This window comes from Arthrobacter sp. 10N410 (assembly GCF_056394945.1).
The window spans coordinates 164,487-184,893 of record NZ_JBFTIP010000005.1; the positions used below are offsets into that span (position 1 = coordinate 164,487).

Annotated in this window: 22 protein-coding genes and 1 riboswitch; of the genes, 6 read left to right on the plus strand and 16 right to left on the minus strand. The window is 67.4% G+C overall.

Annotated features, from left to right (window positions below; genetic code table 11):
• Positions 1-20: 20 nt before the first annotated feature.
• From AC1DB8_RS13080 to AC1DB8_RS13100, 5 genes are all read right to left on the minus strand, one after another.
• Entirely contained in the window at positions 21-1,046 is a 1,026-nt protein-coding gene (locus tag AC1DB8_RS13080) for an NADP-dependent oxidoreductase (protein ID WP_476893267.1), read from the minus strand.
• Positions 1,043-1,474, minus strand: coding sequence for an organic hydroperoxide resistance protein (locus tag AC1DB8_RS13085; RefSeq protein WP_441418514.1), 432 nt, complete (start codon positions 1,472-1,474; stop codon positions 1,043-1,045). The genes AC1DB8_RS13080 and AC1DB8_RS13085 overlap by 4 nt, the downstream gene beginning before the upstream one ends.
• Before the next feature lie 76 nt (positions 1,475-1,550).
• Positions 1,551-1,943 carry a MarR family winged helix-turn-helix transcriptional regulator gene (locus AC1DB8_RS13090; RefSeq protein WP_441418573.1) on the minus strand — a complete coding sequence of 131 codons (393 nt, stop codon included), beginning with the start codon at positions 1,941-1,943 and terminating at the stop codon, positions 1,551-1,553.
• 301 nt (positions 1,944-2,244) lie between these two features.
• The gene (locus tag AC1DB8_RS13095; RefSeq protein WP_441418515.1) at positions 2,245-3,444 is read right to left on the minus strand and encodes an amidohydrolase; all 1,200 of its coding nucleotides are present in this window, start codon (positions 3,442-3,444) and stop codon (positions 2,245-2,247) included.
• Positions 3,445-3,528: 84 nt separating this feature from the next.
• The gene (locus AC1DB8_RS13100) at positions 3,529-4,686 is read right to left on the minus strand and encodes a mannose-1-phosphate guanylyltransferase (RefSeq protein ID WP_441418516.1); all 1,158 of its coding nucleotides are present in this window, start codon (positions 4,684-4,686) and stop codon (positions 3,529-3,531) included.
• Positions 4,687-4,955: 269 nt separating this feature from the next.
• Between AC1DB8_RS13100 and sdhC the strand changes: the two genes are divergently transcribed.
• The 5 genes from sdhC to AC1DB8_RS13125 all read left to right on the plus strand — a co-directional run bounded on the left by sdhC (position 4,956) and on the right by AC1DB8_RS13125 (position 9,374).
• Positions 4,956-5,336, plus strand: a complete 381-nt coding sequence (gene sdhC, locus AC1DB8_RS13105; RefSeq protein ID WP_412882392.1) for a succinate dehydrogenase, cytochrome b556 subunit — start codon at positions 4,956-4,958, stop codon at positions 5,334-5,336.
• Between the two features lie 3 nt (positions 5,337-5,339).
• Positions 5,340-5,804, plus strand: coding sequence for a succinate dehydrogenase hydrophobic membrane anchor subunit (locus AC1DB8_RS13110; RefSeq protein WP_175323591.1), 465 nt, complete (start codon positions 5,340-5,342; stop codon positions 5,802-5,804).
• Positions 5,805-5,927: 123 nt separating this feature from the next.
• The gene (sdhA, locus tag AC1DB8_RS13115; protein WP_441418517.1) at positions 5,928-7,727 is read left to right on the plus strand and encodes a succinate dehydrogenase flavoprotein subunit; all 1,800 of its coding nucleotides are present in this window, start codon (positions 5,928-5,930) and stop codon (positions 7,725-7,727) included.
• 1 nt (position 7,728) lies between these two features.
• The gene (locus tag AC1DB8_RS13120) at positions 7,729-8,511 is read left to right on the plus strand and encodes a succinate dehydrogenase iron-sulfur subunit (RefSeq protein WP_138770016.1); all 783 of its coding nucleotides are present in this window, start codon (positions 7,729-7,731) and stop codon (positions 8,509-8,511) included.
• Between the two features lie 92 nt (positions 8,512-8,603).
• Positions 8,604-9,374 carry an alpha/beta hydrolase family protein gene (locus AC1DB8_RS13125; RefSeq protein ID WP_476893268.1) on the plus strand — a complete coding sequence of 257 codons (771 nt, stop codon included), beginning with the start codon at positions 8,604-8,606 and terminating at the stop codon, positions 9,372-9,374.
• Here AC1DB8_RS13125 and AC1DB8_RS13130 read toward each other — a convergent pair.
• From AC1DB8_RS13130 to glyA, 11 genes are all read right to left on the minus strand, one after another.
• Positions 9,331-10,494: a YihY/virulence factor BrkB family protein gene (locus AC1DB8_RS13130; protein WP_476893269.1), complete on the minus strand. Its 1,164-nt coding sequence runs from the start codon at positions 10,492-10,494 to the stop codon at positions 9,331-9,333. The two genes, AC1DB8_RS13125 and AC1DB8_RS13130, sit on opposite strands and share 44 nt — an antisense overlap.
• Entirely contained in the window at positions 10,439-11,116 is a 678-nt protein-coding gene (locus AC1DB8_RS13135) for a 2'-5' RNA ligase family protein (RefSeq protein WP_441418520.1), read from the minus strand. Before AC1DB8_RS13135 ends, AC1DB8_RS13130 begins: the two co-directional genes overlap by 56 nt.
• Before the next feature lie 4 nt (positions 11,117-11,120).
• Positions 11,121-12,242, minus strand: coding sequence for a tryptophan--tRNA ligase (trpS, locus tag AC1DB8_RS13140; protein ID WP_476893270.1), 1,122 nt, complete (start codon positions 12,240-12,242; stop codon positions 11,121-11,123).
• 16 nt (positions 12,243-12,258) lie between these two features.
• The gene (locus AC1DB8_RS13145) at positions 12,259-13,092 is read right to left on the minus strand and encodes an exodeoxyribonuclease III (RefSeq protein ID WP_441418522.1); all 834 of its coding nucleotides are present in this window, start codon (positions 13,090-13,092) and stop codon (positions 12,259-12,261) included.
• Between the two features lie 10 nt (positions 13,093-13,102).
• The gene (locus tag AC1DB8_RS13150; protein ID WP_441418523.1) at positions 13,103-13,675 is read right to left on the minus strand and encodes a hypothetical protein; all 573 of its coding nucleotides are present in this window, start codon (positions 13,673-13,675) and stop codon (positions 13,103-13,105) included.
• 87 nt (positions 13,676-13,762) lie between these two features.
• The gene (locus tag AC1DB8_RS13155) at positions 13,763-14,119 is read right to left on the minus strand and encodes a VOC family protein (protein WP_476893271.1); all 357 of its coding nucleotides are present in this window, start codon (positions 14,117-14,119) and stop codon (positions 13,763-13,765) included.
• Positions 14,120-14,159: 40 nt separating this feature from the next.
• Positions 14,160-15,020, minus strand: coding sequence for an ABC transporter permease (locus AC1DB8_RS13160; protein WP_476893272.1), 861 nt, complete (start codon positions 15,018-15,020; stop codon positions 14,160-14,162).
• Positions 15,017-15,883 (minus strand): ABC transporter permease, encoded by an 867-nt coding sequence (locus AC1DB8_RS13165; protein WP_441418526.1) that lies wholly within the window; start codon positions 15,881-15,883, stop codon positions 15,017-15,019. The genes AC1DB8_RS13160 and AC1DB8_RS13165 overlap by 4 nt, the downstream gene beginning before the upstream one ends.
• Positions 15,876-16,826 carry an ABC transporter ATP-binding protein gene (locus AC1DB8_RS13170; RefSeq protein WP_441418527.1) on the minus strand — a complete coding sequence of 317 codons (951 nt, stop codon included), beginning with the start codon at positions 16,824-16,826 and terminating at the stop codon, positions 15,876-15,878. Before AC1DB8_RS13170 ends, AC1DB8_RS13165 begins: the two co-directional genes overlap by 8 nt.
• Before the next feature lie 172 nt (positions 16,827-16,998).
• Positions 16,999-17,940 carry a bifunctional methylenetetrahydrofolate dehydrogenase/methenyltetrahydrofolate cyclohydrolase gene (locus AC1DB8_RS13175; protein ID WP_441418528.1) on the minus strand — a complete coding sequence of 314 codons (942 nt, stop codon included), beginning with the start codon at positions 17,938-17,940 and terminating at the stop codon, positions 16,999-17,001.
• A gap of 4 nt (positions 17,941-17,944) precedes the next feature.
• A complete protein-coding gene (glyA, locus tag AC1DB8_RS13180) occupies positions 17,945-19,246 on the minus strand; it encodes a serine hydroxymethyltransferase (RefSeq protein ID WP_441418529.1) in 1,302 nt (433 codons plus the stop codon).
• A gap of 171 nt (positions 19,247-19,417) precedes the next feature.
• Positions 19,418-19,503, minus strand: a riboswitch (ZMP/ZTP riboswitch).
• A gap of 31 nt (positions 19,504-19,534) precedes the next feature.
• On the opposite strand from glyA, the gene purU reads away from it, so the two are divergent.
• Positions 19,535-20,395: a formyltetrahydrofolate deformylase gene (gene purU, locus AC1DB8_RS13185; protein ID WP_441418530.1), complete on the plus strand. Its 861-nt coding sequence runs from the start codon at positions 19,535-19,537 to the stop codon at positions 20,393-20,395.
• Positions 20,396-20,407: the final 12 nt, after the last annotated feature.

Sequence of the window (20,407 nt, forward strand, 5' to 3'; positions counted from 1 at the left end):
GCGCTGGAGGCGGAGTTAGCTTAGAGGCGGACCAGCATCTTGCCGGTGTTGGCGCCCTCCAGCAGGTCCATGAAGGCCTGCGGTGCGTTCTCCAGCCCGTCCACCACGGTCTCGTCGTAACGGACGGTGCCGTCGGCCAGCCAGCCGGAGAGCTTCTCGACGAACTCGCCCATGTACTGCCAGTAACCGCCCACCAGGAAGCCCTTGAGGGTCAGCTGCTTGCCGATGGCCAGCATGAGGTTCCGCGGGGCCGGCGTCGGCTCGGTGGAGTTGTACTGAGAGATGGCGCCGCACATGGCGACGCGGCCGCCGACGTTGAGCACGGACAGCGCGGCCTCGAGGTGCTCGCCGCCGACGTTGTCGAAGTAGACGTCGATGCCCTTCTCCCCCGCGGCCTCCTTCAGCAGGTCCCGGACCGGGCCGTCATGGTAGTTGAAGGCGGCCTCGAAGCCGAGCTCCAGCAGGCGGGCCACCTTCTCCGGGGTGCCGGCGCTGCCGATCACCCGGGAGGCGCCCATGGCCTTGGCAATCTGCCCCACCAGCGAGCCGACGGCGCCGGCTGCGCCGGAAACGAAGACGGCCTCGCCCGGCTTGAACTCGGCGACCTTGAGCAGTCCGGCGTAGGCGGTCAGGCCGGTCATGCCGAGGGCACCCAGGAAGGCCGACGCCGGGGCCAGGTCGGTGCGGGCCGGCGTCGTCGCGGCGGCGTCCAGGACGGCGTACTCGCGCCAGCCGAGGCTGTGCACCACAGTGTCCCCAACCGCGCGGTCGGCCGAGCGGGAGGCGATGACCTCGCCGACGGCGCCGCCCTCCATGGCGGCGTCCAGGGCGAACGGCGCGGAGTAGGACTTCACGTCGTTCATCCGGCCGCGCATGTAGGGGTCCACGGAGATGAACAGGTTGCGGACCAGGACCTGGCCGTCCTGGAGCTCCGGCAGCGGGGATTCGGCCAGCCGGAAGTTCTCCGGCACGGGGCGGCCGTGCGGGCGGGAGGCCAGCTGGATCTCTCGGGTGGTGGCGGGAAGGGTGCTGTTCTCGGTGCTCATGCGGCGACCTCCAGGATGGTGATGTCTACGGTGATGTTGCCACGGGTGGCGTTGGAGTAGGGGCAGACCTCGTGGGCCTTGGCGACGAGCGCTTCGGCGGTTTCGCGGTCCACGGCCGGCAGCGCGATCTCGAGTTCGGCGGCGATGCCATAGCCGGAGCCGCCGTCGAGGGCGCCGAGGTGGATCTTCGCGGCGACGGCGGAGTCGGTCAGGTCCGCCTTCTGCTGGCGGCCCACCAGGCGCAGGGCAGAGTGGAAGCAGGCGGCGTACCCGGCGGCGAAGAGCTGCTCGGGGTTGGTGCCTTCGCCGTTGCCGCCGAGCTCAACCGGGCTGGCCAGGGTGACATTGAGTTTGCCGTCGGACGTCTGCGCGTTGCCGTCGCGGCCTTCGCCGGAGGCCAGTGCTTCGGCCGTATAGAGGGTCTTCATGGGGATTCCAATCTGTTGGGGGAAGGGAAGCTTGTGGGGTTGCCGCGCGGCCGCAGCCCGCAATTGGCGGGGCCGGTCAGCGGCCGGACTGCAGCGCGGCGGTGAGCCGGCCCAGGGTCTCGCGGAGCTGGTCGAGCTCGTTAGCGGAGAGTCCGGCGGCATCGGCGAGCCGCTGCGGAATTCCGGTGGCACGGGCGCTGAGGGCGGCGCCGGACTCAGTGAGGAAGACCTCGACGCGCCGTTCGTCCGCCGCGGACCGCCGTCGTTCCACGTATCCCAGGTACTCGAGGCGCTTGAGCAGCGGCGAGAGGGTTCCGGAGTCCAGCCCGAGTTCCTCGCCCAGCTCGCGGACGCTGCGGGGCTGGTCCTCCCAGAGCACCATCATCACGAGGTACTGCGGGTACGTCAGTCCGAGTTCCTCGAGTATGGGCCGGTAGACGGCGGTAGCGGCCCGCGAAGCCGAGTACATGGCGAAGCACACCTGCCTGTCCAGGCGGGGGGCGTCGGTCCCGGCGGACGCAGGGGAATCAGTTTTGCTCACCTAAAAACCTTAGCGCACAACTAAGTTGCGCACAACTGAGTTGTGCACAACGCATTTACCGGTGCAGCCGCCCGCCGGATTTCCCCAACTTCAAGGGGCGCCGACGGCGTGTCCGCAGGCAGCGCTGGCGCGTCCCGGCCCCGCGAAGGGAAAGGTGGGGAATTTCCGCGGGCACGCCCGCCCTTGAGCAGGCGAAGGTGCGGCTCCGGAGCGTCGGCCGGCGCCTGCCCTAGAGGTCGCGGAGGGTGCGGAGGGCCGCCGCCGTGAGCACCCGGATGCCGAGGCCCAGGGCGCGTTCGTCCAGGATGTAGTCGCCGCGGTGCAGGTCGTACTCCTCGCCGCCGGGGGTTTTCGTGCCCAGCCGCATCATCGCGCCGGGCAGGTCCGCGAGGAACCAGGCGAAGTCCTCGCCGCCCATCGACTGCGGCGTCAGCACCACGGAGCTCTCGCCGATTTCGGCCCGGGCCGAAGCCTCGATCAGCGCGGTCTCGTGTTCGGAGTTCACTACGGGCGGCACGCCGCGGGTGTGCTCCAGGTGCACGTCGACGCCGTAGGGCGCCGCGATCTGCTGCACCACCTCGTCGAGGATCTCCCCCGCGCTGTGCCAGGCATCCCGGTCCAGGCAGCGCATGGTGCCGGCCATGTAGCCGCTCGCCGGGATGGCGTTCGGTGCGGAGCCAGCCGAGATGTGTCCCCAGACCACGGACACCCCGCTGCGGACGTCGACGCGCCGGGAGAGCACGGCCGGGACGTTGATGGCGATCTGCGCGAGGGCGAAGACGAGTTCCTCGGTCAGGTGCGGGCGCGAGGTGTGGCCGCCTCGGCCGCTCAGTTCAATCTTGATGGTGTCCGACGCCGAGGTGATGGCGCCGATCCGGGTGCCGATCTTGCCGACCTCGATCCGGGGGTCGCAGTGCAGCGCCAGGATCCGCGGCACCCCCTCCAGCACACCTTGTTCGATGCACGCGTGCGCGCCGCCGGGCATGGTCTCCTCGGCCGGCTGGAAGATGATCCGCACCGTGCCGCCCAGCGGCGAGGAGTCGTGCATCCGCTGCAGGATCAGGGCGATGCCCAGCATCGTGGTGGTGTGGACGTCGTGGCCGCAGGCGTGCGTCACGCCGTGGTTCTTGGACGCGAACGGCAGTCCGGTCTCCTCGATGATGGGCAGGGCGTCAATGTCGCCGCGGAGCGCGGTGGCGATGGGGCCCTCGCCGACATCCACGGTCAGCCCGGTACCCTCGAGCCGGCGCGGGGTCAGGCCGGCAGCCTCAAGCCGCTTGGCCAGCTTATCCGTGGTGCGGAACTCCTTGAAGGACAGCTCGGGGTGCGCGTGCAGGTCGCGGCGGAAGGCGATCAGCTCCGGCAGGAGTGGCTCCAGCCACGGCCCCACCAGGGTGGTTGGCTCAGCTTCAGTAGTGTAATTGCGCACACAATCACTCTAGCGAGAGTCAGAAAAATAGCGGCATCGCAGTCGGACGGTTACGGCAGTACAGTCCCGCTTACCTGAAGGGGACTAGAGGACGTCCGTGTCGCCGCTGGCCTTGAGCGCGTCCACGGCGGCCTTGACCCGCTGCGAATGCGCCTTCGTCATCACGAGCAGGGCATCGGGGGTGTCCACGATCACCACATCCTCGATGCCGATCAGGGCGATCACACGCTTGGTGTCGGAGACCACCACGCCGCTCGAGTTCTCAGTGAAGACCCGGGCACCCTCGCCGATCACGGTGACGTCGTCGACTTCCTTGGCACTGTTGAGCCGGCCCACGGAGGCGAAGTCCCCGACGTCGTCCCAGCGGAAGGTGCCGGGCACGACGGCGACGTCCCCGGCTGCCGCGGCGGGCTCGGCGACCGCGTAGTCGATAGCGATCTTGGGCAGGGTTGGCCAGACGCGGGAGGTGACCTCGTCGCGCAGCGGGGTGTCCCAGGCCTTGGCAATCTCCTGCAGGCCCGCGAAGAGTTCCGGCTGGTTGGCCTCCAGGTGCTTGAGCATGAGCGAGACCGGCGCGACGAACATGCCCGCGTTCCAGACGTACTCGCCGCTGTCCACGTACTGCTGGGCGACTTCCTCGCTGGGCTTCTCGACGAATTCGACGACTGTGTGGGCGCTCGGGGCGCCGGGCACACTCAACTTGTCGCCGGCGCGGATGTAGCCAAAGCCGGTGGACGGGTGCGTGGGCTTGATGCCAATGGTGACGATCTTGCCGGCGGCCGCCGTGTGGATGGCCTCACGGACCGCGTCCTGGAACAGTGCGTCGGGGCTGATGACCTGATCCGCGGCGAAGGAACCCATGATCGTTTCCGGATCGCGCTCGAACAGGATCGCCGCGGCGAGGCCGATGGCCGCACCCGAGTCCTTGGGCTCGCTCTCCAGCACCAGGTCCGCCTCGCGCACCTCGGGCAGTTGGCGGCACACGGCCTCGCGGTGCGCCGTTCCGGTGACGACCAGCACGCGGCTGCCGGCGAGGGGTTCCAGCCGGTCGTAGGTGGCGCGCAGCAACGTGCTGCCGGATCCGGTGAGATCGTGCAGGAATTTGGGGGCGGCGGCCCGGGACAGCGGCCAGAGCCGGGTCCCCACACCGCCTGCCGGAATCACCGCGATGAAACGCCGCAGCGGGGAGTCCGCCGCAGCGTCCTGGGGTGAGTCATGGCTGGCCATATTGTCTGTAGTCATCACGGCTACTTTAGCGGAACGCCGCCCGCACACCCCGGAGTTGGCACGCAACGCACGCAAACGGAGTCGACGGCGGCGCAAGCAAATGTGGCGTTCGTCTCAAAAGCGGTCAAAAACCGCGCCGGGCGCCGTCACCATCGATCCGCTGAATTGAATAAGCTGAGGGCGAAGCCTAGATTTAGGCTTGAGCTTACGAGTGCTCTCGCAGCAGGCGTTCCCCCCGCGTGGATCCCATGCCAGCGCCGCTGTGTTGCAGGGAGGTTTATTCAGTGCCGACAAAACCAGCTGGCACCTTGTACCGCGGCCGTGAAGGCATGTGGTCCTGGGTTGGACACCGCGTTACCGGTGTAGTGATCTTTTTCTTCTTGTTGGTCCACGTGCTGGACACCTCATTGGTGCGTGTGTCCCCCGAGGCCTACACCGCCGTGATCGGTGCCTACAAGAACCCCCTTATGGCCCTGGGTGAAACGGGCCTCGTCGCAGCGATCGTATTCCACGCCTTCAACGGCCTGCGGATCATCGCCGTCGACTTCTGGAAGAAGGGCGCGAAGTACCAGCGCCAGATGCTGTGGACCGTCCTGGCCCTCTGGGTCATCGTCATGGTCGGCTTCTCCATCCGCCACCTGTCCCTCGCCCTCGGAGGTCACTAAGCCATGAGTGCAACCATTCAGAGTCCGCGCAGCGGCAAGATTGCGCCGCAGTACCGCCGCAGCGGTTCGTCCAAGGGCAACTTCGAAATGCTGGCATGGCTCTTCATGCGGCTTTCCGGCGTCGTCCTCGTGGTCCTCATCTTCGGCCACCTGACCGTCAACCTGCTGGTGGGCGAAGGCATCCACGCGATCGACTTCGGCTTCGTGGCCGGCAAGTGGGCCGACCCGTTCTGGCAGGTCTGGGACCTGGCCATGCTGTGGCTCGCCATGCTGCACGGCACCAACGGCGTGCGCACCATCATCAACGACTACGCCGAAAAGGACGCGACGCGTCTCTGGCTGAAGATCGTGCTCTATGCCGCGGCCGCAGCCATCATCATCCTCGGCACGCTGGTGATCTTCACCTTCAACCCGTGCCCAGTGGTCGACGGCGTGCAGCTGCCCGGCGGGTTCTGCCCCGCTCCGTAGCGGCCCGGGCCTCCGGGCGCTGATCCTTGCCTGCCCGCGCGGGACACAGGGATCACGAGACTTCACTGCGCAGGCTCCGCCGGCGGTGTTTTACAGCGAATTTTGAGAGAAAGAGCATCTGGTATGCAGGTCCATAAGTACGACGTCGTCATTGTCGGTGCCGGTGGCGCTGGCATGCGCGCCGCGATCGAATCCGGTCAGCGTGCGCGAACAGCAGTACTGACCAAGCTTTACCCCACGCGCTCCCACACCGGCGCGGCACAGGGCGGCATGTGTGCAGCCCTGGCCAACGTCGAGGAAGACAACTGGGAGTGGCACACCTTCGACACCATCAAGGGCGGCGACTACCTGGTGGACCAGGACGCCGCCGAGGTCATGGCGAAGGAAGCGATCGACGCCGTCCTGGACCTTGAGAAGATGGGCCTGCCGTTCAACCGCACGCCCGAGGGCCGGATCGACCAGCGCCGCTTCGGCGGCCACACTCGCGACCACGGCAAGGCTCCGGTCCGCCGTGCCTGCTACGCCGCGGACCGCACCGGCCACATGATCCTGCAGACGCTGTACCAAAACTGCGTCAAGCACAACGTCGAGTTCTACAACGAGTACTACGTCCTCGACCTGCTCACCGTCGAGGAAGACGCAGTCCGCGAGGACGGCACGGCGTACAAGCAGAAGCGCGTTGCCGGCGTCGTGTCCTACGACCTCGCCTCCGGCGAACTGCACGTCTTCCAGGCCAAGTCCGTGGTGTTCGCCTCGGGCGGCGCCGGCAAGGTCTTCAAGACCACCTCCAACGCGCACACCCTCACCGGTGACGGCATGGGCATCGCGTTCCGCCGCGGCATCCCGCTGGAGGACATGGAGTTCTTCCAGTTCCACCCGACCGGCCTGGCCGGCCTGGGCATCCTGCTCTCCGAGGCCGCCCGCGGCGAAGGCGCGATCCTGCGCAACTCCGAGGGTGAGCGCTTCATGGAGCGCTATGCACCCACCATCAAGGACCTCGCCCCGCGCGACATCGTGGCCCGCTCCATGGCCAACGAAGTCCGTGAAGGCCGCGGCTGCGGCCCGAACAAGGACTACGTCCTGCTTGACCTGACGCACCTCGAGCCGGCGCACATCGACGCCAAGCTCCCGGACATCACCGAGTTTGCCCGCACCTACCTGGGTGTGGAGCCGTACACGGAGCCGGTTCCGGTCTTCCCGACGGCGCACTACGCCATGGGCGGCATCCCCACCAACATCAGCGCCGAGGTCCTGCAGGACAACGACACCGTCGTCCCGGGCCTCTACGCGGCGGGCGAGGTTGCTTGCGTCTCGGTGCACGGTTCCAACCGGCTGGGCACCAACTCGCTGCTGGACATCAACGTCTTCGGCAAGCGCGCGGGCATCGCCGCCGCCGAATACGCCAAGACCGCGGACTTCGTGGAACTGCCCGCGGATCCCGAGGCCTACACGCTGAACCTGCTGGAGCACGTCCGCACCTCTGACGGCACCGAAAAGGTGGCCCAGATCCGCAAGGAACTGCAGGACACCATGGACGCCAACATGCAGGTGTTTCGCACCGCCGAGACGCTCAACCAGGTCCTGAAGGACATCGCGTCCTTCGAGGAGCGGTACCAGCGCATCAACGTCCAGGACAAGGGCAAGCGCTTCAACCTGGACCTGCTCGAGGCCGTGGAACTGGGCTTCCTGCTGGAGCTCGCCAAGGTCATGACCGTGGCGGCCCTGCACCGCGAGGAATCCCGCGGCGGACACTTCCGCGAGGACTTCCCCGAGCGCGACGACGAAAAATTCATGAAGCACTCCATGGCGTACAAGGATGACCACGCACCGGCGGACGGTTCCGCCGAGTCGATTGCCGGCATCCGGCTTGCCACCAAACCGGTGGTCTTTACGCGCTACGAGCCGATGGTGAGGAAGTACTAAGATGACCGCTGAACTCGCTGAGCCAGCCTCCAAGATCGAACTGCCCGCCGGCGTCGGCGGCGGCGGGGACATCCCGTCCTTCGACGTCCACCTGCGGGTGCGCCGCTACAACCCGGAGGTCTCCGACGAGTCCACCTGGGACGACTTCCACGTCACCATGTACGGCACGGACCGTGTCCTGGACGCCCTGCACAAGGTCAAGTGGGAGATTGACGGCAGCGTCTCCTTCCGCCGGTCCTGCGCCCACGGCGTCTGCGGTTCCGATGCCATGCGCATCAACGGCCGCAACCGCCTCGCCTGCAAGACCCTGCTCAAGGACCTGGACACCTCCAAGCCCATCACGGTCGAGCCGATCAAGGGCCTGCCGGTGGAAAAGGACCTGATCGTGGACATGGAGCCGTTCTTCCAGTCCTTCCGCGAAGTCATGCCCTTCCTGATCAACCGCGGCCACGAGCCGACCAAGGAACGCCTGCAGTCCGCCGAGGACCGCGAACGGTTCGACGACACCACCAAGTGCATCCTGTGCGCCGCGTGCACCTCGTCCTGCCCGGTGTTCTGGACCGACGGCCAGTACTTCGGCCCGGCCGCGATCGTCAACGCGCACCGCTTCATCTTCGATTCCCGTGATGACGCCGGCGACATGCGCCTGGAGATCCTCAACGACAAGGAAGGCGTGTGGCGCTGCCGCACCACCTTCAACTGCACCGAGGCCTGCCCGCGCGGCATCCAGGTCACGCAGGCAATCGCCGAGGTCAAGCAGGCCATCCTGGCCCGCAAGATCTAGCGCACACCTGCCACCAGCTCCAACGACGACGGCGCCTCCCACCCTCCGGTGGGGGCGCCGCCGTCGTAAGCCCCCTAAATGAAAGGGCCCCCGTGTCCCGCTCCGAAAAAGTGTCCTTCGAAGGTTCCACCGGCGAGCTGCTCTCCGGCGTCATCGACCTCCCCGAGGGTCCGGTAAAAGGCTGGGGCGTGTTCTCCCACGGCTTCACGCTGGGCAAGGACAGCCCCTCGGCCTCACGGATGTGCAAGGCGCTGGCGGACAACGGGGTGGGCATGCTCCGCTTCGACAATCTCGGCCTGGGCGAGTCCGCGGGGCTCTGGTCCGAGGGGTCCTTCAGCCACAAGGTGGCGGACACCGTCCGGGCGGCCGAGTTCATGCGCGACTCCGGCCGCGCCGTCTCGCTGCTCGTGGGTCACTCGTTCGGCGGGGCCGCGGTGCTGGCGGCCGCCGGGAGCATCCCGGAACTCGACGCCGTCGCCACGGTAGGCGCACCGTTCTCGCCCAAGCACGTCGCGCATGTCTTTGACGCCGCGCTGGACCGCATCCTGAGCGAGGGCAGCGCCGAGGTGGACCTCGGCGGCAAGCGGGTGGAGATCCGCCGGCATTTCGTCGAGGACCTGGAAAACGCGGACCTGACCGATTGCATTCGGCGGCTGCACAAGCCCCTGATGGTGCTGCACTCCCCCACCGACAACACGGTGGGCATCGACAATGCCAGCAGCATCTTCCAGACCGCGCGGCACCCGCGCAGCTTCGTCTCGCTCGAGGGCTCCGATCACCTGCTCACCGGCAAGGGCCAGGCAGCCCGCGCCGCCAGGATTATTTCGGCGTGGGCCGATCAGTACCTCGACGCCGGAAGCTAGCCGCCGGGCGGCGTCGCTCCCGCTGCTCGGCCGGCGTCTTCCCGGGCTGGACCTGGCGCGCTCCCCAGCCGGCAGTCCTGGCGGACGGGGCGCTTGTGGCGTCCTCTTCGCGGATCGCTGACCACGCGGCCGAGACGAGGTAGACCTGGCTGACCAGGTTGAACCAGATGAGCAGGCCGATGATGATGGCGAAGGGCGCGAGGATAGGGTTCCTGCCGGCGCTGGCGAGGAGTTCGGCGCTGAAGATCTGCAGGACGCTGGTGCCCACCGCGGCCAGGATGGTGCCTTCCAGCAGGGCCCGGCGCTGCAGTTTGAGCCCGCCGGCGAGCCGGAACATGATCAGCGCGGTCACCCAGCCCAGAACCAGCGGCACCGCGATCTTGATGGACGTGGTCAGCGGGCCGGCCACCAGCGGGTCCAGGTGGAGCTGTTCGGCCACCCAGCCGGCGGCGGTGCCGAACACGAGCGAGGCACCGGCGCTGATCACCAGGGCGACGCCAAGCAGCAGGAGGGTGCCGGTGTCGCGCAGTTTCAACAGGACCGGGTTGACCTTGAGCGGGGGAAGCCGCAGCACGCCGCGCAGACCGTCACGCAGGCCGGCAATCCAGCCCAGCGAGGTCACCACGGTGACGACGGCGGCGATCACCGCCGTCCAGCCGAGGCCGCTGGGGTTCAGCAGCTCCTGCGGGTCCACCAGCCCCTCCCGGCCGCCGACCTTGAGCAGTCCGGGGGCACTGGTGGCGACGCTGCCGACGACCTTGTCCAGCAGCGCCGGCTGGCCGCGCAGCAACAGCCCGGCGATCGAAAAGCCGGTGGCCAGCAGGCCGGTGATGGAGAAGAACATGTTGAAGCCGATGCCGGCGCCCATCAGCGGGCCGTGCTGCAGGTTGTAATGCCGGAAGGCCCGCATCGGCCGGAACACGTTGAGCCGAGCGAGCAGCCACTGGACCATGGCCAGCGGCGCGGCCAGGCCTCCGCCGGCGGAGCGCCGAGCCTTGCCCCAGTCCACCCTTTTCCGGATGACTTCCAGCCTCAGCTGGGCGAGGTCGGTGGGAAGCGGAGGTTCAGCGGGCGCCTGTTGCGCCGGCCGCGCCTCGGTGGTCGTCAGGTTCGGTGCCAAAGTCAAGCTCTTCCCGTAGCTGCCAGATGCCGTTGTCGTCGTGCTCGTAAAGTCCCATGCTAGCCACCGGGAAGCTGGCCCTGTAATTCTTCAGCGCCGTCTCGGCCTCGTCGAGGCTTTCCGGGGCCACGTCGTGGGCCACGGTGACGTGCGGGTGGTAGGCAAACGGCAGTTCGCGCTCCAGCGGCCCGGTCTGGAGCTGCTGGTGCAGCCTGACGCACTCGCCGAAACCGGCCTCGACGTTCAGGTAGACCACCGGCGATACCGGGCGGAAGGACCCGGTGCCGGCGATCGTCACGGTGAACGGCTCCTGCCCCCGCGCCACCTCGCGGACGTGGTTGCGGGTTGCTTCCCAGTCCTGCGTCATGGTGGTGGTGACCAGGGTGATGTGCGCCGGTATGGACGCGGCCATCGGGTCCCCGAAGGAGGCCCGCCAACGCTGCAGTTCCTCGGCGATCTCCCGCGGGAAACCGAGGATGACGCCGATGCTGATGCCCTCATCCGGGGTCTGTCCGTTGCCGGCCGCCGCACTTTGGTGGGGTGCGGCGCCTGAACCCTTGCGTGCGCTGTGGTGGACGGCGCGCCCGGTGTCGTTGGCGGTGACTTTGCTGGCAGAGGACATTGCGCTAGTGGACTCCCCGTGCTCCGGCGTAGGGCAGGAAGCCGACCTTGGCGTAGACGTCCCGGAGGGTGACCGAGGCGATCTCCCGGGCTTTGTCCGCGCCCAGGGCGAGCAGCCGGTCCAGCTCCGCAGGATCGTCCAGCAGCTGGTTCGCCCGGTCCCGGATCGGGCTCAGGTGTTCCGTGACCACCTCGGCGAGGTCCACCTTGAGGTGGCCGTACATCTTGCCCTTATACGCGGCGACGAGTTGCTCCACGCTCTGCCCGCTGATGGCCGAGTAGATCGTCAGCAGGTTGGAGACGCCGGGCTTGTTCTCGCGGTCGAAGCGGATTTCGGTTTCCGCGTCCGTCACGGCGGATTTGATCCGCTTGGCGATCACCTTGGGGTCGTCCAGCAGGTTGATCAGGCCGGCCGGCGACTCCGCGGACTTCGACATCTTCGCCGTCGGGTGCTGCAGGTCGTAGATCTTGGCCGACTCCTTCTGGATGAAGGGCTGGGGCACCGTGAAGGTCTCACCGAAGCGGGAGTTGAAGCGCTGCGCGAGGTCGCGGCTCAGCTCCACGTGCTGGCGCTGGTCCTCCCCCACCGGCACGCCGTGCGGCTGGTAGAGCAGGATGTCCGCGGCCTGCAGGATCGGGTAGGTGAAGAGTCCGACGCTGGCCTGGTCCGAGCCCTGTTTCAGGGCCTTGTCCTTGAACTGGGTCATCCGGGAGGCCTCGCCGAAGCCGGTGATGCAGTTGAGCACCCAGGCCAGCTGGGCGTGTTCCGGGACCTGGGACTGGACGAAGAGCGTGCACTTGTCCACGTCGACGCCGCCGGCAATGTACTGCGCGGCGGTGACGCGGGTCCGGTGGGCCAGCTCGGCAGGATCCTGCGGCACCGTGATGGCGTGCAGGTCCGGGATGAAGAAGACGGCGTCGTATTCGTCCTGCATCCTCACCCAGTTGACGAGGGCCCCGAGGTAGTTGCCGAGGTGCAGCGAGTCGGCGGAGGGCTGCATGCCGGAGAGAATGCGGTGCCTGGCACCGGGAACCGCCGGAGCCTGTCCGGCGGGTGAGACGACAGCGTCCAGTGCGACGCCGGCGTCGACGCCGGCCAGAGTCGACGCGTTTGAAGGAGAGGTCATGGGAGGAACCTTAAGACTAGAGCCGGTAGTCCACTACCAGCGGGGCGTGGTCGGAGAAGCGTGTGTCCCAGGACGGCGCCCGGTCAACAACTGCTGACACCGCCGCGGCGGCGAGAGCGGGCGTGGCCATGTGGTAATCAATGCGCCAGCCGGTGTCGTTGTCGAAGGCCTGTCCCCTCTGCGACCACCAAGTGTAGGGGCCGTCGACGCTACCCGCCAGGCCCCTGTGAACATCCTTCCAGCCGATTTCCTCGCCGAAGAAGCGGTCGAAGTAGGCACGCTCCTCGGGCAGGAAGCCGGCACGTTTGACGTTGCCCTTCCAGTTCTTGATGTCCAGCTCGGTGTGGCCGACGTTGAGGTCGCCCACCACCAGGGCATGGTCGCTGTGCTTGGCCAGCTCCGGCAGCCGGTTTGCCATCACGTCCAGGAAACGGAACTTGTCATCCTGCTTCGGGGTGCCGGCCTCGCCGGAGTGCACGTAGGCGCTGGCCACGGTCAACTGAGAGGCCTGACCCGCGGCGTCTCGGACAATGTAGTCGGCTTCCACCCAGCGGCCGGCCGTCGCGAAGTAGTCGTCGCCGATGCCGGAACGGGTGGCGACGGGCTCGGTACGGGAGGCAATGGCGACGCCGGCCCGGCCTTTGGCCTCGGCCTCGGCGTGCAGGATGTGCCAGCCCTCGCCGAGGAGCTCGTGGACGATCGCATCAGGCGCGCGCACTTCCTGGAGGCAGAGGATATCGACCTCACGCGGCGCCAGCCATTCCGCCATGCCTTTTTTGTAGGCGGCGCGGAGGCCGTTGACGTTAACCGATGCGATGCGAAGGTGGTCCTTCTTCAATGCCGAGCTCACCCGTTCCACTCTAGTCGATGATGGTTCCGTGGACCGGCTGGTCGGTGCCGTCCGCGGACTTGATCATGTCCCGTGCATTGGTGGCCGTGATCTCGATGGTTTCCAGCGCCCGGCGGATGGTGTCCTGGTCTGCGGCGCCGCCCTTGGCCTGTTCCTGCTCCACCACGCGGACCTGCACCTGGACAATCTTGAAGGAGTGGTCCAGCTTCATGTCGCGGACCTCGTCCGCTCCGCGGCGGTCGCCGACAAGGCGGGTGCCGCCGTGGTCGGCGCTGCCGGACGACGGCGCCCGGCCCACCGCGGAGTTGAACGCGTTCTGCGCCTCGTTCAGCTTGGCGCCGGCTTTCTTGGCAGCCCGCTGGATGCTGAACACCACGAACGACGCCAGAGCGAGCCAAAAGGCGGCGATGACCGCGACAACCCAGCCCACGACGTCGTTCTGGTTCGCCGCGAAGATGACGGCCACCAGGAACGCGATGATGAAGACCGTCATCCCGAGACCGCCGATGCGGAACATCGAGAATTTTCCGGTGGCCGCGTTGAACGCGGACGGCTTGGCAGAAGGGTTGTCCAGAGATCGCATGTGCCTATTATCGCAAACCGGCCGGACCCGGGGTTGCGCTTCCACCCCGGGCGAACGGCGCGGGGGAACTACGCCGTCACTTCGTCGTCAGGACAGCACCAGGCAAAACGGGTGCCCGCTGGGGTCCGAGTAGACCCGGAAGGACTCTCCGCCGGCGAACAGGTTCGTGGCGCCGAGCTTCAGCACCTCGCCCTCCGCGGCGTCGAGGTCCCCCACCATCACGTCCACGTGCATCTGCTGCGGGTGGTCCGCGTCCGGCCACTGCGGCCGGACCAGCCGCTCGACCCGCTGGAAAGCGAGCGCGGGGCGGTCGGCCGCGTCGCCGATCGTGATCCAGTCCGCATCCTCGTCCACCCGGACCATGCCGAGCAGCTGCTGGTAGAAGGTCGCGGCTGTGTCCGGCTGCTCGCAGTCGATGACGAGGGCGTGCCATTTGCCGATCATGGGGTTCTCCTTTGCGCCGGGCCTGTGACGACCGGTTGTGTCACTTCAGGAACAGTTTGCGGAGCCGGCCGGTGGTCAACGCCACGCCGAGCACGATCATGGCGAGGTAGTAGCCGATGTGCACCGCGGTGGCGGGGGTGAACACGCCGACGCTGATCTGGCGCAGCAGCTCCACCCCGTGCCACAGCGGCATCGCCTGGATCAGCCACTGGATCCACTGCGGGTACACGCTCAACGGGTAGAAGGTGGCGCTGAAGAGGAACATCGGCAGCATCACGAAGTTGATCCAGTCCATCTGCTGGAAGGTCTTCATGAAGCTGGTGATGCCCATGCCGAAGCTCGCGAAACCGAACGCGATCAGCACCGACGCCGGGATCATCAGGATGGCCCACGGCGTGGTGATCAGGCCCATCACGCCCATCACGGCGGTGAAGCCGGTGGCGTACATGAGTCCGCGGAGCAGGGCGAGGAAAATTTCGCCCATCGCGACGTCGATCGGTCCCAGGGAGGTGTAGAGCATGCCCTGGTACAGCTTCGCGAAGTTCATCTTGAAGAAGACGTTCCAGGTGGAGTCGTAGACGGCGCCGTTCATCGCCGAAACCGCCAGCAGGGCCGGGGCGATGTAGGCCGCGTACGAGATCTGCTGCCCGCCGGGACCCTGCACTGCGCCGACGATCGCGCCCAGCCCCACGCCCATCGAGATCAGGTACAGCACCGGTTCGAAGAATCCGGAGACCATGACCATCCAGTTGCTGCTCTTGGTTGCCATCAGCCCGCGGGCGACGACGGCGCGCACGTTGCGCGAGTAAAGCGGCCCGAAGCGGCGGTTGCGGGCGGCGTCGGTGACGCTCTGGCCGCCCGCCTGATTTCCCGGATCGCGGTGTCCGGCGAGTACGCTCATGATGCCATCCTTTTGGCGAACTGGCGCCGGGTCAGGACCCAGCCGAGAACGGCGAGGCCGAGCAGGAAGACGACGTGGACCACGGTGAGCAGTGGCGCTTCCTGATAGCCGTAGCTGAAGACGCGGCCCAGTTCGGTGCCGTGCCAGATCGGCGAGATCCAGCCGATCCAGCGGACCGCCAGGGGCAGGGTGTCCAGCGGGAAGAAGGTCCCGGAGAAAAGGAACAGCGGCATCACAATGAAGCGCATGACCATGGCGAACTGGCCCCTGTCGTTCTTGATGGTGGCCGCGTAGGCCATCAGCGGCAGACCGAAGGACAGCCCGGCCAGCGTGGCCACCAGGATCGAGACCCAGCCCCAGGCGCCCGGGGACGCACCGAAGAGTGCGACGACGCCGAAGTAGATGGCGGACTGCAGCACGAACCGCACCGTGACGGCAATGATCTGCCCGGCCGCGATCTGCTCCGGGGTCAGCGGCGAGGCGTGCGGACCGTAGTAGACCCGGCGCCATTTGAAGCCGTCCAACACCGGGAAGGTGAACTCGTTGGCGGCGGTCATCACGGCGGCGGAAATTAGCAGGGCGGGCGCGATGAAGGCCAGGTAGCTGACGCCGCCGAAGGCCGCCGTGGAGTTCGTGTCCACCAGCGTGGCCAGGCCCACGCCCATGGCGAAGAGGTAGGCCACCGGCTGGCCGACGCCGTACATGACGATGGTCCAGCCGTAGCCCTTCATGACCCGCAGGACCTGCTCGGCGTAGTAGAAGGCGCCCCAGCGGCGGGCGCGGGCTGCCGAGACGGCCGGCGAATGAGCGCGCAGGGCGGGCGGTGCCGTCGTCCCCGCCGCGGCGTTAATTGAATTAGTCAACGAGGCTCCGGCCGGTCAGGCGCAGGAAGACGTCTTCCAGCGAGGAACGGCGGACCAGCGAGGTGACCGGGTGCAGTCCCCGGGCGGACACCTGCTCCAGGGCGGCCTCGCCGTCATGGGCGTAAATGAGCACGCGGTCCGGCAGGGTCTCGATCCGTTCGCCGATGCCTTCGAGCTCGGAGCCGACCGTGGCGTTGCGCTCGGAGCCGAAGCGCAGCTCCAGGACTTCGCGGGTGGAGTATTCGCGGATCAGGCTCGCCGGGGACCCTTCGGCCATGATTTTGCCCTTGTCCACCACGATCAGGCGGTCGCAGAGCTGCTCGGCCTCGTCCATGTAGTGGGTGGTGAGGATCAGGGTGACGCCCTGCTCTTTGAGCCGGAACAGCCGGTCCCAGAGGATGTGCCGGGCCTGCGGGTCAAGCCCGGTGGTGGGCTCGTCCAGGAGCAGGATCCGCGGTTCGTTGATCAGGGAACGGGCGATCGTGAGGCGGCGCTTCATGCCCCCGGAGAGCGCGTCGACCTTGGATTTGGCCTTGTCCGTCAGCTGCGCGAACTCGAGCAGTTCGTCCGCCTTGGGTTTGAGGTAGCTCATCGGCAGGCCGAAGTAGCGGCCGTAGACCAGCAGATTGTCCCGGACCTTCAGTTCCTCATCCAGGTTGTCCTGCTGCGGCACCACGCCGAGGTGGGCGCGGACTTCGGGGCCGTGCTGCTCCGGGTCCAGGCCCATGATGCTGAGGCTGCCGGAGGTGCGCTGCGAAACTCCGCCGATCATCTTCATGGTGGTGGACTTGCCGGCGCCGTTGGGCCCGAGCAGTCCGAAGGCTTCGCCGGCGGGCACGCGGAAGGAGATGCCGTCGACGGCGGTGATGTCACCGTACTTCTTGGTGAGGTTTTCGGCGGTAATGACGTACTGGGGAGAGCCCGATCCTTCGGGGCTGCTCACAGGGGATTCTTTCGAGACAAGTTCAGACACCCGAAACACGGTAGTCGATCCCGGCAAACTATGAAAGAGTCTCTTCGTAAAATATTCCAGACGTTTGCCAATCCGTGATGTCCGGCTTAAACGGCCAGGGCGCCCGCTCCCGAAGGAGGGGCGCCCTGCGCGCTCAGTACGCCTAGGCGGCGGGCCCGCTTGCCAGCTGGCGTTCCGCGGTTTCCACCACGTTGGCCAGCAGCATGGCGCGGGTCATCGGCCCCACTCCCCCGGGGTTCGGCGACAGCCAGGCGGCGACGTCGGCCGCGGCAGGCTCGACATCCCCGGTCACCACGGCCTTGCCGGTGCCGTCGTCGACGCGGCTGACGCCGACGTCGAGCACGATGGCGCCGGGCTTGAGGTCCTCTGCCTTGATCATGTGCGGCTGGCCGGCCGCAGCGATCACGACGTCGGCCTGCCGGAGTTCGGCGGGCAGGTCCACGGTGCCGGTGTGGGCCAGGATGACGGTGGCGTTGACGTCCTTGCGGGTGAGCAGGAGGCCCACCGGGCGGCCGATCGTGACACCGCGGCCCACCACGAGGACGCGTTTGCCGTTGAGGTCGATGCCGTGCCGGGTCAGGAGTTCCACGCAGCCCTTGGGCGTGCAGGGCAGCGGGGACTTCATGGGCCCGCTGACGTTAGCCACGAGCCGGCCCAGATTCATCGGGTGCAGGCCGTCGGCGTCTTTCTCCGGATCCATGGCCTCCAGGATGACGTCCTGGTCAATGTGCGCCGGCAGCGGCAGCTGGACGATGTAGCCCGTGCATTCCGGGTTCTCATTGAGCTCCCGCACCACGGCCAGCAGCTCCTCCTGGCTGGTCTCTTCCGGCAGGTCGCGGCGGATCGAGGTGATCCCCACCTCGGCGCAGTCCTTGTGTTTGCCGCCCACGTACCAGGTGCTGCCCGGGTCGGAGCCGACCAGGATGGTGCCGAGGCCCGGAACGATCCCATGCGTCTTCAGCGCGGCGACGCGTTCGGTAAGCTCGGCCTTGATCGCGGCCGCGGTCGCCTTGCCGTCCAGGACCCGGGCGGTGTTCGCCTGCGTCGGTGCGGAGCCTGCGGGGACAGAGTCAGTGGCGGTCATCGGATCACCACTGCTCGTGCTGCGGGTACAGCGGGAAGTCCTCGGCAAGCTTGTCCACGCGGGTTTGGAGCGCTTCGACGTCGGTCGCGGAACCCGCCTTGAGCGCGGTGGCGATGATCTCCGCGACCTCGGTGAATTCCTTGGCGCCGAAGCCTCGGGTGGCCAGGGCCGGAGTGCCGATGCGCAGGCCCGAGGTGACCATCGGCGGGCGCGGGTCGAAGGGAACGGCGTTTCGGTTGACCGTGATGCCGACCGAGTGCAGGAGGTCCTCAGCCTGCTGTCCGTCCAGCTGGGAGTTGCGCAGGTCCACGAGGACCAGGTGCACGTCGGTGCCTCCGGTCAGCACGGAGACTCCGGCGTCGGAGAGATCGGACTGGTTCAGGCGGTCGGCGATGATCCGGGCGCCCTCCAGCACACGCTCCTGGCGCTCCTTGAATTCTTCCGTGCCGGCGATCTTGAAGGCGACGGCCTTCGCGGCGATGACGTGCATCAGCGGTCCGCCCTGCTGGCCGGGGAAGACGTTGGAGTTGATCTTCTTCGCCCACTCCTGCTTGGCCAGGATCACGCCGGAGCGGGGACCGGCGAGGGTCTTGTGCACGGTGGAGGTGACGACGTCGGAGTGCGGGACCGGGCTCGGGTGCAGTCCCGCGGCCACCAGGCCGGCGAAGTGCGCCATGTCGGTCCAGAGCAGCGCGCCGACCTCGTCGGCGATCGAGCGGAAGGCCGCGAAGTCGAGGTGGCGGGGGTAGGCCGACCAGCCGGCGATAATGACCTTGGGCTTCTCGGCGATGGCCTGCGCGCGGAGCTTGTCCATGTCGATCCGGAAGTTGTCTTCCTCGACCTGGTAGGCGGCGACCTCGTACAGTTTGCCGGAGAAGTTCAGCTTCATTCCGTGGGTGAGGTGGCCGCCGTGGGCCAGCGAGAGGCCCAGGATCTTATCTCCCGGGGTGATCATGGCGGAGAGCGCTGCGGCGTTGGCCTGCGCACCGGAGTGCGGCTGGACGTTGGCGAACTCGGCGCCGAAAAGCTCCTTGACGCGGTCGATCGCGAGCTGCTCGGCGATGTCGACGTACTCGCAGCCGCCGTAGTAGCGGCGTCCCGGGTAGCCCTCGGCGTACTTGTTGGTCAGGACGGAACCCTGTGCCTCCATCACGGCGCGCGGCGCGAAGTTCTCGGAGGCGATCATTTCCAGGGTGCCGCGCTGGCGGCCGAGCTCCTGGGCCAGGACGGCGGCAATTTCGGGGTCGAGTTCAGCGAGCGGCTGGTTGCTCACGGCTGCTGAGGAAAGGCTAAGGGAAGTAGTCACGAAGAACTCCTGGCTTGGCAACGGTCACTGCTTTAAGGTCAGGTTACCGGCTGGCCCGCCGCGGCGCCGCTAAATTACGGGCACCCGAAACGGGGCCCATACTGCAGGCGCAGCACCCTGAGGGGATGCCGTCGGCGGGACGGCAGCGTGGCTGCCGTCCGGAAAAACATGACCCTCGGCCCAGGCGTACGATCCGTGGTCTGCGTGCGTGCCGCTCCCTGGTGGTTAGCCACCCAACGCCAGTTGCGACGGGTCCAGACTATCCCAGCCGCGGGTAGGCTGTCTTTCGTGACTGAAGACCAGCTGACTGCCTCCTACGTTCTGACCCTCTCCTGCCCGGACCGCCCCGGGATCGTGCACGCCGTGGCCGGCGCCCTCCTCGTGGCCGGCTGCAATATTACGGACTCGCAGCAGTACGGCAGCCAGGGCACCGGAACGTTCTTCATGCGGGTCGAGGCGACGACGGCGGCCGCGCCGGCCGAGTTGCACGCCGCGCTTGAACCGGTGGCCCAGGCCTTCGGCATGCAATGGAGCCTTAACCCGGCCGGGCGGAAGGTCCGTACCCTGCTGATGGCGAGCACCTCGGCGCACTGCCTCAATGACCTGCTGTTCCTGCAGCGTTCCGGCACCCTGCCGATCGAGATCCCGGCTATCGTCTCAAACCACCGGGATCTCGCGGGCCTGGCCGAGTTCTACGGCATCCCGTTCCACCACATCCCCGTCACCCGCGAGACCAAGGTCGAGGCCGAGGACGCGCTGCGGAAGCTCATGGCCGAGCACGACATCGAGCTCACGGTGCTGGCCCGGTACATGCAGATCCTCTCCGACGAGCTGTGCACGGAGCTCACCGGCAAGGCCATCAACATCCACCATTCCTTCCTGCCGTCCTTCAAGGGCGCCAAGCCGTACCACCAGGCCCATGCCCGCGGCGTGAAGCTTATTGGCGCCACGGCTCACTACGTCACCGCAGCCCTGGACGAGGGGCCGATCATCGAGCAGGAAGTCATCCGGGTGGACCACCGGCGCACCGCCGAGCAGTTTGTCCAGATGGGCCGCGACGTCGAGGGCCGCACGCTCGCCCAGGCCGTCCAGTGGCACGCCGAGCACCGGGTGCTGCTGGACGGCAACCGGACCGTTGTTTTCAGCTAAGGCCGTCCAGCT

What these genes read in the sequence shown, in the direction of transcription:
- AC1DB8_RS13080 (WP_476893267.1), bottom strand. Translation starts at nt 1,046, where the DNA reads ATGAGCACCGAGAACAGCACCCTTCCCGCCACCACCCGAGAGATCCAG.
- AC1DB8_RS13085 (WP_441418514.1), bottom strand. Translation starts at nt 1,474, where the DNA reads ATGAAGACCCTCTATACGGCCGAAGCACTGGCCTCCGGCGAAGGCCGC.
- AC1DB8_RS13090 (WP_441418573.1), bottom strand. Translation starts at nt 1,943, where the DNA reads ATGTACTCGGCTTCGCGGGCCGCTACCGCCGTCTACCGGCCCATACTC.
- AC1DB8_RS13100 (WP_441418516.1), bottom strand. Translation starts at nt 4,686, where the DNA reads ATGACTACAGACAATATGGCCAGCCATGACTCACCCCAGGACGCTGCG.
- AC1DB8_RS13110 (WP_175323591.1), top strand. Translation starts at nt 5,340, where the DNA reads ATGAGTGCAACCATTCAGAGTCCGCGCAGCGGCAAGATTGCGCCGCAG.
- sdhA (WP_441418517.1), top strand. Translation starts at nt 5,928, where the DNA reads ATGCAGGTCCATAAGTACGACGTCGTCATTGTCGGTGCCGGTGGCGCT.
- AC1DB8_RS13120 (WP_138770016.1), top strand. Translation starts at nt 7,729, where the DNA reads ATGACCGCTGAACTCGCTGAGCCAGCCTCCAAGATCGAACTGCCCGCC.
- AC1DB8_RS13135 (WP_441418520.1), bottom strand. Translation starts at nt 11,116, where the DNA reads ATGTCCTCTGCCAGCAAAGTCACCGCCAACGACACCGGGCGCGCCGTC.
- trpS (WP_476893270.1), bottom strand. Translation starts at nt 12,242, where the DNA reads ATGACCTCTCCTTCAAACGCGTCGACTCTGGCCGGCGTCGACGCCGGC.
- AC1DB8_RS13150 (WP_441418523.1), bottom strand. Translation starts at nt 13,675, where the DNA reads ATGCGATCTCTGGACAACCCTTCTGCCAAGCCGTCCGCGTTCAACGCG.
- AC1DB8_RS13155 (WP_476893271.1), bottom strand. Translation starts at nt 14,119, where the DNA reads ATGATCGGCAAATGGCACGCCCTCGTCATCGACTGCGAGCAGCCGGAC.
- AC1DB8_RS13160 (WP_476893272.1), bottom strand. Translation starts at nt 15,020, where the DNA reads ATGAGCGTACTCGCCGGACACCGCGATCCGGGAAATCAGGCGGGCGGC.
- AC1DB8_RS13175 (WP_441418528.1), bottom strand. Translation starts at nt 17,940, where the DNA reads ATGACCGCCACTGACTCTGTCCCCGCAGGCTCCGCACCGACGCAGGCG.